The organism is Mycoplasmoides pneumoniae FH (genome assembly GCF_001272835.1).
GTDB classification, from domain to species: domain Bacteria; phylum Bacillota_I; class Bacilli_A; order Mycoplasmatales; family Mycoplasmoidaceae; genus Mycoplasmoides; species Mycoplasmoides pneumoniae.
Window position 1 is genome coordinate 381949 of the sequence record NZ_CP010546.1, and the last position, 11640, is coordinate 393588.

At 40.6% G+C, this 11640-nt stretch carries 9 protein-coding genes and 1 pseudogene; all 10 read left to right on the forward strand.

Features of this window, described 5'->3' with window-relative positions; genetic code table 4:
• Nucleotide 1: 1 nt before the first annotated feature.
• Nucleotides 2-2167 carry a class 1b ribonucleoside-diphosphate reductase subunit alpha gene (nrdE, locus tag F539_RS01835; RefSeq protein ID WP_014574945.1) on the forward strand — a complete coding sequence of 722 codons (2166 nt, stop codon included), beginning with the start codon at nucleotides 2-4 and terminating at the stop codon, nucleotides 2165-2167.
• A gap of 146 nt (nucleotides 2168-2313) precedes the next feature.
• Nucleotides 2314-2616 carry a 50S ribosomal protein L21 gene (rplU, locus tag F539_RS01840; RefSeq protein ID WP_010874681.1) on the forward strand — a complete coding sequence of 101 codons (303 nt, stop codon included), beginning with the start codon at nucleotides 2314-2316 and terminating at the stop codon, nucleotides 2614-2616.
• Nucleotides 2609-2911 (forward strand): ribosomal-processing cysteine protease Prp, encoded by a 303-nt coding sequence (locus F539_RS01845; RefSeq protein WP_017532771.1) that lies wholly within the window; start codon nucleotides 2609-2611, stop codon nucleotides 2909-2911. Before rplU ends, F539_RS01845 begins: the two co-directional genes overlap by 8 nt.
• Nucleotides 2904-3218: a 50S ribosomal protein L27 gene (rpmA, locus tag F539_RS01850; protein WP_014325462.1), complete on the forward strand. Its 315-nt coding sequence runs from the start codon at nucleotides 2904-2906 to the stop codon at nucleotides 3216-3218. Before F539_RS01845 ends, rpmA begins: the two co-directional genes overlap by 8 nt.
• Nucleotides 3211-4071 (forward strand): deoxyribonuclease IV, encoded by an 861-nt coding sequence (locus F539_RS01855; protein ID WP_010874684.1) that lies wholly within the window; start codon nucleotides 3211-3213, stop codon nucleotides 4069-4071. The genes rpmA and F539_RS01855 overlap by 8 nt, the downstream gene beginning before the upstream one ends.
• Complete coding sequence (locus tag F539_RS01860) at nucleotides 4025-4501, forward strand: Fur family transcriptional regulator (protein WP_010874685.1); 477 nt, start codon at nucleotides 4025-4027, stop codon at nucleotides 4499-4501. Before F539_RS01855 ends, F539_RS01860 begins: the two co-directional genes overlap by 47 nt.
• Nucleotides 4491-5375: a DUF3196 family protein gene (locus tag F539_RS01865; RefSeq protein ID WP_010874686.1), complete on the forward strand. Its 885-nt coding sequence runs from the start codon at nucleotides 4491-4493 to the stop codon at nucleotides 5373-5375. Before F539_RS01860 ends, F539_RS01865 begins: the two co-directional genes overlap by 11 nt.
• A gap of 24 nt (nucleotides 5376-5399) precedes the next feature.
• The gene (gene tig / locus F539_RS01870; protein ID WP_014325463.1) at nucleotides 5400-6734 is read left to right on the forward strand and encodes a trigger factor; all 1335 of its coding nucleotides are present in this window, start codon (nucleotides 5400-5402) and stop codon (nucleotides 6732-6734) included.
• A 70-nt stretch (nucleotides 6735-6804) separates the two neighbouring features.
• Nucleotides 6805-9192 carry an endopeptidase La gene (lon, locus tag F539_RS01875; RefSeq protein WP_014325464.1) on the forward strand — a complete coding sequence of 796 codons (2388 nt, stop codon included), beginning with the start codon at nucleotides 6805-6807 and terminating at the stop codon, nucleotides 9190-9192.
• Between the two features lie 194 nt (nucleotides 9193-9386).
• A pseudogene (locus F539_RS01880) lies at nucleotides 9387-11638 on the forward strand (ABC transporter permease).
• Nucleotides 11639-11640 lie beyond the last annotated feature (2 nt).

Sequence of the window (11640 nt, forward strand, 5' to 3'; positions counted from 1 at the left end):
TATGTCAGTTAAAGAAAAGATTCCTGCTTTCAACACCCAAGAAGACTTAGAAAGCTATATTTCCTTAAATGCCTACACTAAGGTGTACGGTGATTTTAAGATGGATTTACACGCTGTGGAGGCTTACATCCAAGAGCATGTCAAACCCAAAACAAAGGTGTTTCACTCCACCAAGGAACGCTTAGACTTTCTAGTAAAGAATGATTATTACGATGAGAACATCATCAACATGTACAGCTTTGAGCAGTTTGAGGAAATTACACGTAAGGCTTACGCTTACCGTTTTCGTTATGCTAACTTTATGGGGGCATTTAAGTTTTACAACGCTTATGCACTGAAAACCTTTGATGGGAAGTGGTATTTAGAAAACTATGAAGACCGCGTTGTCATGAACGTGCTCTTTTTAGCCAATGGTAACTATAACAAGGCTTTAAAGTTACTCAAACAAATTATTACCAACCGCTTTCAACCAGCTACCCCAACTTTTTTAAATGCGGGACGAAAAAAACGTGGTGAGTTTGTGTCGTGTTACTTACTGCGCATAGAAGACAACATGGAATCAATTGGTCGTGCCATTACCACTACCCTACAGCTCTCCAAGCGTGATGGTGGGGTGGCGTTATTGCTCACTAACATCCGCGAATCGGGTGCGCCAATTAAAAAAATAGAAAACCAGTCATCAGACATTATTCCAATTATGAAGCTGTTGGAAGACTCTTTTTCTTACGCCAACCAATTAGGGCAAAGACAGGGAGCAGGAGCAGTGTATCTCCATGCCCACCACCCCGATGTCATGCAGTTTTTAGACACAAAGCGCGAAAACGCTGATGAAAAGATCCGGATTAAGTCGCTGTCTTTGGGTCTAGTTATTCCCGACATTACCTTTACTTTAGCTAAAAACAATGAGGAGATGGCCTTGTTTAGTCCGTATGATGTGTATGAGGAGTATGGCAAACCCTTGTCAGACATTTCAGTCACGGAAATGTATTACGAACTGTTAGCGAACCAACGCATTAAAAAGACCTTTATTAATGCGCGCAAGTTCTTCCAAACAGTGGCGGAACTGCACTTTGAAAGCGGTTATCCTTACATCTTATTTGACGATACGGTTAACCGGCGCAACGCGCACCCCAACCGCATTGTCATGTCTAACCTCTGTAGTGAAATTGTCCAACCCTCCACTCCATCGGAGTTCCACCACGATTTGGCTTTTAAAAAGGTTGGTAATGACATTAGCTGTAACTTGGGTAGCTTAAACATTGCCAAAGCAATGGAAAGCGGACCGGAGTTCTCGGAGTTGGTTAAACTAGCGATCGAATCACTTGATTTAGTTTCAAGGGTAAGCAATTTAGAAACGGCTCCATCGATCCAAAAGGGTAATTCCGAAAATCATGCTTTGGGATTAGGGGCAATGAACTTGCACGGTTTTTTAGCAACTAACCAAATTTATTACAACTCCCCTGAAGCAATCGACTTTACTAACATCTTTTTCTATACGGTAGCTTACCATGCCTTTAAAGCATCCAGTGAGCTAGCTTTAGAGAAGGGTAAGTTTAAAAACTTTGAAAACACCAAGTTTGCTGATGGGAGCTACTTTGATAAATATATCAAAGTAGAACCAGACTTTTGAACACCCAAAACCGAGCGCGTTAAGGCGTTGTTTCAAAAGTACCAAGTGGAAATACCAACACGTGAAAACTGAAAGGAGTTAGCACTCAACATTCAGAAAAACGGTTTGGCCAATTCCCACTTACTGGCAATTGCTCCAACGGGTTCAATTTCCTATCTCTCCTCCTGTACTCCTTCACTCCAACCGGTAGTATCCCCGGTAGAAGTGCGCAAGGAAGGTCGGTTGGGACGGATTTATGTACCCGCTTACCAACTCAATAAAGACAGTTACCCTTTTTATAAAGATGGTGCTTACGAACTGGGTCCCGAACCAATTATTAACATAGCAGCAGCGGCACAACAACACGTCGATCAAGCGATTTCGCTCACCCTATTTATGACTGATAAGGCTACCACTCGTGACCTCAATAAAGCTTATATTTATGCTTTTAAAAAGGGTTGTTCTTCCATTTACTATGTCCGAGTGCGCCAGGAAGTACTAGAGGACAGTGAGGATCACACCATTCAAATGCAGCAGTGTGAGGCCTGTGTGATTTAATAATACATATAAATACATATAGTAAGTCTAGCTTTAAGCATGACTTTAGCAGGGGTTAATTTGTTATAATTTCACGCTTATTTGCGTCTTCTGCGGTTCCTAAATTTTGTTTATACAAAATACCAAAAGAAACGGTTTTATTGAAAATGCATGCTATTGTAGTCTGTGGATCAAAGCAATATTTAGTCCACGAAAATGACACTTTTTTTGTTGAAAAACTTGAAGCGCCAGTTGGTAAAGAAATCCAACTCGACAAGGTTTTAATGTTGGATGAAAAGATTGGTGCGCCATACTTGGAAAAAGCGCGAGTAGTGTGTGTGGTGGAAAAGCACGGTTTACAACGCAAAGTAAACGTGATTAAACACATCTCACAAAAACACCACTTAAAAAAGTATGGTCACCGTCAACCTTACACTAAGTTAAAGGTAGTGCGCTTTGTCCATGATTAAACTAACTGTGTCGCACCACAAACTCGCCGCTTCCGGGCACGCTTTATTTGCCAAAAAGGGGCAAGACATTGTGTGCGCTGCTGTTAGTGGTATTATCTTTGGCGCTTTGCCCTGGTTTGAAACCAACAGCATTGCCGTTCAAGAAGATGCTACTGTACCCAGTTTAAGCTTGGAGTTAGTGCAACCAACCGCTAAGCTTATCACAGGATTGAGTGTGGTGATTATGCAACTTAAAACCCTCGCGCATTCTTACCCGCAGTTTATTTCGTTTGAAGATCAACGTAAAGATGAATAACAAATATTTTTTAACCAAAATTGACTTACAGTTTTTTGCTTCCAAAAAGGGAGTTGGTTCAACCAAGAACGGCCGTGATTCTCATGCTAAGCGTTTAGGTGCTAAGAAGGCTGATGGTCAGATGATCCGTACTGGTCAAATTATTTACCGCCAACGCGGTACTAGGGTATGTCCCGGTGTAAATGTTGGCCTTGGTAGTGATGACACCTTGTTTGCTTTAAGCGACGGCTTGGTAAAATACCAAAAGTTTGGACCTAAACAGGGCAAGACCCGCGTGAGTGTGGTCAAACACAAACTAGATGCCTAAACTCCTAGGAAGCTTTATTTCGTTTAAATCACCCCATTATCTAGTGGGGAGTGTTCGTGACGCTGTTAGCATTAAAGCACAAGCGTTCATGATTTTTTTGGGCGCACCACACACGGCACTACGAGTCGATCCTAATCGTATGCAAATTGACGAGGGTCACACATTGATGGAACAACATAACCTCAGTAAGTCTGGGATGGTTGTCCATGCTCCTTACATTATTAACTGTGCCTCCAAAGATCCGGTAAAGCAAACCTTTGCGATTGACGTTCTGACAAGGGAGGTTAAACTGTGTCATGCCGTGGGTGCTAAACTAATCGTTCTCCACCCCGGTTCAGCGGTTGAGCAAACTCAAACCCAAGCGTTAGATCACCTAATCAAGGTCTTAAATACAGTGATTGCCAACACTAAAGAAGTCATTATTTGTCTCGAAACGATGGCTGGTAAAGGTAATGAAATTGGCCGTGATTTAGACCAGTTAAAGTATGTGATTAACCACATTGAACAACAAGAGCGGATTGGTGTTTGTCTAGATACCTGTCACTTCCATGACAGTGGTAATGACTTTAACAATACTGCCGAAATTATGGAAACGATTGACACTAAACTAGGCTTTGAGTTTTTAAAGGTCATCCACTTAAACGAGTCCAAAAACGTTTGTGGTTCCAAAAAAGACCGTCATGCCAATCTAGGTGAGGGGATGATTGGGTTTGATAATTTAATGCGCTTTATTGCCCAACCGCAAATAAAGCAAATACCGATTGTTTTAGAAACCCCATCTGACAAGCATAATTATCCCGCTGTATATGGTGCTGAAATCGAAAGGATCCGTGCTTGATTTGGAGCACGATAACCAAACACTAAAGGATTACATTAGTGTGTTTGAACGCAATAAGATGCGTTTAACCCAATCACGCTTAATGTTGCTCCAATGCTTAGTGCAACACCGTGACTGGCACACCTTAGCTGAGCTCAAACACCACTTGGAACAAAACCAACAGCGCACTACCTTAGCTTCTATCTATAACAACCTCAAGATTTTTGCTAAGTTAAAGCTAATTAATATTTTTGTAGATACCAATCGCTTTGAAACGTATTATTGCTTAAGACACGAAAACCACAAGCACATTTACTTCTTTGACGAAAACCAGCGCAAGTTTTTAACCCTACCACTACAAGACAAGGAAGCGTTGAGTTTAATTGGACATAAAAGTAAACATGGCAAAATTAAACTGAATGACTTTTACATAGTCGCTAGCGGTACACTTGAAGATGATCAATAAGCCAAATCAGTTTGTCAACCACTTAAGTGCTTTAAAAAAACACTTTGCCTCTTATAAGGAGCTCCGTGAAGCGTTTAACGATTATCACAAGCATAACGGTGATGAGTTGACCACCTTCTTTTTGCACCAGTTTGATAAGGTGATGGAACTAGTCAAGCAGAAGGACTTTAAAACTGCCCAGTCTCGCTGTGAGGAGGAATTAGCCGCCCCTTATCTACCAAAACCTTTAGTAAGCTTTTTCCAATCGCTACTCCAGCTCGTGAACCATGATTTATTGGAACAGCAAAACGCGGCCTTGGCTAGTTTACCCGCAGCCAAAATCATAGAGCTTGTTTTACAGGATTACCCCAATAAACTCAACATGATTCACTACCTTTTGCCCAAAACGAAGGCGTTTGTCAAACCACATTTGTTACAACGCTTACAGTTTGTGTTAACTGATTCGGAGTTGTTGGAATTAAAGCGCTTTTCCTTCTTTCAAGCACTCAACCAGATCCCGGGCTTTCAGGGTGAGCAAGTTGAGTACTTTAACAGTAAGCTCAAACAAAAGTTTACCTTGACCTTAGGGGAGTTTGAAATTGCCCAACAGCCAGATGCCAAAGCATACTTTGAGCAGTTAATTACCCAAATCCAACAGCTCTTTTTAAAAGAGCCGGTTAACGCTGAGTTTGCCAATGAGATTATTGATGCCTTTTTGGTGAGCTATTTCCCCCTCCATCCCCCAGTACCTTTGGCACAATTAGCTGCCAAGATTTATGAGTATGTCAGCCAAATTGTGCTTAACGAAGCGGTTAACCTAAAGGATGAACTGATCAAACTAATCGTTCATACGCTTTACGAACAGTTAGATCGTCCTGTTGGGGATGAAAATTAAAATATAGCTCAGATCTAGTTTAGAATGAAACAATACAAGCTTGTCAATACAACCCAAAAAGAAAAGACGCTTTGTCTTGAAATAGCAATTGACACGAAGCTGTGAAAGGAGACACAGCAAAAGCAAACCCAAGATTTAACCAAAAACATGAAAATCAAGGGTTTTCGTAAAGGTAAAGTGCCTCCAACTTTAGCTAAGGATTACTTAGACCGTGCCGAGTTGTTGCAACGTAGCGCCCAAGCGGTAATTGATGCCATCTTCCAGCCGTTACAACAAGAAGCAGTAATTGCTGACAACGAGAATGTAATTGAGGACTTTCCTACCATTGACTTTAAAACAATCAATGAGAACGATTGTGTTATTCTGTTTGACTTTGATCTCGTACCCCAGTTTGAACTACCTGATTACAAGCACATCAAGGATTTAAGCCCGATTGTACCCCTAAAGGATGAGGAGTTCAACAAGGAGTTGCACAACATCGAAAAGAACAAAGGGAAACTAGTTGATGTTAGTGACAAAGCATTGGCCAACAATGATATTGCCGTCATTGACTTTGTTGGCAAGGTAGATGGTAAGGTGCTTGAAAGCGCTACTGCCAAACAATACGAATTAACGATTGGCTCCAACAGCTTTATTGATGGCTTTGAAAGTGGTTTAATTGGCATGAAAGTAGGGGACAAGCGTCAGTTAAAGTTAAAGTTCCCCAAGGACTACCATGCTGAAGAATTGAAGGGTAAACCAGTAGAGTTTGACATAGAGCTCAAAGCAATTAAGCAGTTAGAGATCACCCCCATGGATGAAACTAACTTTAAGGAGTATTTACCCGCACAATACCAGGGTTTCAACTCACTCAAGGAATTTAAAACTTACTTTCATAAGTTAGTTTCCGCTAAGAAACTGGAAATTACCCTACAAGAAAACAGTGTTAAAATTCGCCAGTTCTTTTTAGCTAACACCACCTTACCTTACATTCCTGATTCCTTAATTAAATTGGAATCCGATCGCTTACTGAGAGCGCAAAAGGATCAAGCGGAGCAGTACAAGATTCCCTTTGAGAGATTGTTAGCAGCTTCCAAGCTTTCATTGGAGCAGTTGCAACAACGTAACATAAAAGAAGCACGTGATAACGTTACCTTTGCTTTAGTGATGAAACGAATCGCTGATGTGGAAAAAATCAAGGTTGATAACAAAAAGATTCACAGCGAAATCGAATCGATTATTGATGTTGAATACCCCTTTGTTAATGCCGAGTTGAAAAAACAAATGTTCCACAACATGGAACAACAAAAGGACTTTGTGGAATCGATAATTTTGAACCGTTTAACCACTACCAAGATAATTGAGTACTCCACTCATTAGCACTCAAAGTATTAGAGTGCTAAAAAATGTGTTACAATTTAGCATTCTTCAACCTCTTATCTTAATAACTATGCCAGCTGTAAAAAAACCACAAATTCTCGTTGTGCGTAACCAAGTTATCTTTCCGTACAACGGCTTTGAACTTGATGTCGGTCGTGAACGCTCGAAAAAACTAATTAAAGCACTCAAAAACCTCAAAACCAAACGTTTGGTGTTAGTCACCCAAAAGAATTCAGATCAGCTCAACCCTGAGTTTGATGACATTTACCATTGCGGTACTTTATGTGACATTGATGAAATTATTGAAGTACCGAGTGAAGATGGCAAGACAGCTGACTATAAGATTAAGGGTAAAGGATTACAGCGCGTTGCCATTACAAGCTTCTCTGATGCTGATTTAACCAAGTACGACCATCACTTTCTCAACTCTACTCTAACAGAAAATAAAGCGTTAGATAAGTTGTTGGAACGGATCTTTCCCGATAAAGAAGACTTTGCTGAAATTTTAGACAGCTTAAACAGCTTCTTGGAACTGCAAGAGTTAAAGAAGCTATCTAAGGTACCAAAAGACATAAAACGGTATGACATTATTACCTTCAAGCTTGCTAGCTTAATTTTCAAAGACATTACCCTCCAACAAGCCATTTTGGAAGAAAATGACATTGAAAAACGGTTACAGAAGATCATTGGTTCTGGCATCGAGGATTTAGGTCACATCAGCGAAGAAGCCCGCGCTAAACAACGCGAAAGTGAGTTTGACAAGATTGACAACCGCATCACGCGCAAAGTTAACGAACAGTTATCGCGCCAACAACGTGACTTTTACCTCCGGGAAAAACTCCGGGTTATCCGTGAAGAGATCGGGATGACTTCCAAGAAGGAAGATGAAGTATCCAACATTCGCAAAAAGCTAGAGGAAAACCCATATCCAGAGCACATTAAAAAACGGATTTTAAGTGAGTTAGATCACTTTGAAAACTCCTCCTCTTCATCACAAGAATCAACCTTAACCAAGACTTACATCGACACTTTGATGAACTTGCCATGGTGACAGGAAAGCAAGGACAATGCTGATGTAAAAAACCTGATTAAGATCTTGAACAAGAACCACTCAGGACTAGATAAGGTAAAGGAACGAGTGGTTGAGTATTTAGCAGTACAGCTCCGTACCAAAAAGCTTAAGGGTCCGATTATGTGTTTAGTCGGTCCACCTGGAGTTGGTAAATCCAGTTTAGCCAAATCAATTGCTGAAGCGTTAAACAAGCGCTTTGTTAAGGTTTCATTGGGCGGGGTGCATGATGAATCGGAAATCCGTGGTCACCGTAAAACCTATTTGGGTTCGATGCCAGGACGGATTTTAAAGGGCATGGCACGTGCTAAGGTTATTAACCCACTGTTCTTGTTAGATGAAATTGACAAGATGACATCCTCCAATCAAGGTTACCCTTCCGGCGCTTTGTTAGAGGTATTAGATCCGGAGTTAAACAATAAGTTTAGCGATAACTATGTTGAGGAGGATTATGACCTGTCTAAGGTAATGTTTGTAGCCACCGCTAACTATATCGAAGATATTCCGGAAGCCTTGTTAGACCGGATGGAAGTGATTGAACTTACCTCTTACACCGAACAGGAAAAGCTACAAATTACAAAGAGCCACTTAGTTAAGCGTTGTTTAGATGACGCTGAGATTAAAACAGATGACCTCAAGTTTACCGATGAGGGTATTAGCTATATCATTAAGTTTTACACGAGGGAAGCGGGGGTGAGACAGTTAGAACGCTTAATCCAGCAAATTGTGCGTAAGTACATTGTTAACTTGCAAAAAACCGGCGAACAACAGGTAGTAGTTGATGTAGATTTGGTAAAGAAATACCTCAAGAAAGAAATCTTTGACTATACCGTGCGCGATGAAGATGCACTTCCGGGAATTGTTAACGGCATGGCTTACACCCCAACTGGTGGTGATCTGTTACCAATTGAAGTAACCCATGTAGCTGGTAAGGGTGATTTAATTCTGACCGGCAATTTAAAGCAAACAATGCGTGAAAGTGCTAGCGTAGCGTTAGGTTATGTCAAGGCCAATGCGCAGAGCTTTAACATTAACCCTAACCTCTTTAAAAAGGTTGACATTAACATCCATGTTCCAGGTGGTGGTATTCCCAAGGATGGCCCGAGTGCTGGCGCGGCTTTAGTTACTGCCATTATCTCGTCTTTAACTGGCAAAAAGGTTGACCCTAAGATTGCCATGACCGGGGAGATTACCCTAAGGGGTAAAGTAATGACCATAGGCGGGGTGAAAGAAAAAACCATTTCCGCCTACCGCGGTGGAGTACGCACCATCTTTATGCCCGAAAAGAATGAGCGTTACTTAGATGAAGTGCCTAAAGACATCGTTAAGGACTTGGAGATTATCCTAGTAAAGGAATACAAGGACATCTACAACAAGATATTTAATTAATTTTTACCAATTCAGGACTTCAAGGTGCCTAAGATCAGATAATTACCCTTTTTAAGGGTAAAATGGTCATCATTAAACTAATTCATTTCTTATAAGTGTTAGCTAGAAGAGGACGACGGCAAAAGAGTGCTGTAGGACTTACTTATTTTGCTTACCTTGCACAGCAAACACTCCGCAGCAAAACCTGCTGGGTGATGTTTGTGCTGTTGATGCTGGCGTTAGTGATGCTGTTCATTGTTCAATCGAGCACCAACGTGATTGCGCTTTGAACAAACAATGTCTTTCAGTTTTCACTCATCTTAATACCGTTAGTGACACTGTTAGCGGGCAGTATTACCGCTGACATCTTTATTGAAGGGTACAACAACGGGATTGAGCTGTTCTTGTTCTCTAAACCTATTAGCCGTGACCGCATTTTGCTCATTAAGTTACTAGTGCTGTTAATGTACTTGAGTATTGTAGCCGTACTATCCACTGCTGTAGTGAGCTTGGGTTACTTTACGCGCAATGAGATTGAGAGTTATTTAGATGATTTAGCTTTAAGTATCTTTGTCGGTACCATTTTAAACGGCATTATCTTTAGCGCTGTAACTATTATGTTAGCCACGCGCTTTAGCAACATCCAGAGCTTAATCATTTTGCTCTTGTTTGTGTCGTTGTTTAGCTTTTCCTCACCAATTGCGCGGTTAATCTTCGACACGCCTGCTAAAATGTTGAGCCAACAAGGTTACAGCGTTCGCCAAATTAACGGAATTGCGCACAGCGAAAGCCCTAATGTAGAGCGTAAAATTTACGTTTCGGTCAAAAAGCGGCGTTTAACTGGGGTGGATCGCGAAGAAAAAGAGCTTTGAAAGAGTGATGAGCAAGCAGCACTGCGTGGTAGAAATTTGTATGAGGAGGCACAACGAACCTCCTCTTACATTAATTCCTTTTACACCAACATTGGTTACTTATTTGGCTCGCTTTACCGCTTGGGTGCGTTAGCTGATGAAAATAACTTTGATGCATCAGTAGCAACCCAAAACACCAAAATTCGCTTTGGTAAGTTAGTTGATTTAGATAAGAGTACTGACATTATTGGTTATCGCACTAAAGACCGCTTTGGCCGTTTCTTTCGCTTTCACTTGCGCTTTCCAACGCTCAACTTTAAGCAAAGCTTGAGTAACAGCGGCGTTTTCTTTATCAATAAACGGGGATTAGTTAAAGCTACTTTTAGTGCTGGCGATGATGCCTTTAAACGTGACCCGAAGATAATGCAAAAGGTGTTTGACACTTTTCTAGAAAGTTTTAGTTGATTTTTAGACAAGAAAATTAACCGCCGGATTGCCAGAATTTACGCTGAAAGTGATAACAAGGGTAGTCCTTTCCCAAAGGAAGGAGATGATGAAAATGCTAAGGGGGATGACAACAGTAGTGAAAAAACGGATACAGTCTCTGTATCAACTAAGTTAAAAACAACTGCTGATCAATCTGAAAGTACTCAGATGTCTAGTGAAAGCACTGCCACCGGTATTTCTAGTGATCCCCAAAGTCAGGGCAAAATGAACAACAAAAGTGAGGAACAAAAAAAGAAAGAAAAAGAACTCACTTGACAAATCTACCGTGATATTAAGTTTCTCAATTCCATTTATTTCTTACAGGTAAATAACGAACGTTTGTGGGACAATGTAGCTTTTTTAAATAAAGTGAACGCTGAAGACCAAAACGGGGATAAAAACCAGTTTGCCCAAGCAATGGCATCACTCAATAAGCAAATTAACATGTTTTACGTGTTGAATGAAATTACCAACAAGGAACACAATTTGCCAACTAAATACGGTGCTTATTCTGATCAATTAAAAAAGGTCATAAACGAAAACTTTGAAAAGATAGAAAATAAGAAAAAGGAGATAGAGGAAAAACAAAATAAAGAATTTCAGGAAAACAAGAATGGTGCATCAAATAATCAAGACACAAAGCAAGACGCACAAAAAGGTGATACCAATACCCAAAGCACTGAGTTAAAAGCTCGTCAAGCACAACAAGTGCAAAAGGATCAACAAAATGACAGTAAAGGCAATACTGCTACAAACAGTGATACTGGTAAATCGGACAATAAAACCGATACCACTGAAGATGAAAAAAACACATATAAACCCTTAACAGCTAGGGAGAAAAAACCAAAATTAAGGAGCTTACTAAGGACATCTTCTTCTCTACAGCGCAGAACTATTTGTTCTTAGTGCAAGGTGGGTATAACAACAAGTTGTTTGCTGGTGGTTTACCAGAGCTCCACCAACGCTTCTTGTCAGACGTAGTGGTTGATTTCTCTGAGGAAAAACTCGTTTATGAAGTACAAGGTGAACCGATTGTATCCAGTGTAGCCACCATTGTGATTACCCTATTTTTAACAGTTGTTTTATTAGCTATTGCCTTTTTCTTCTTTAAATACCGCAACGTTAAATAGTT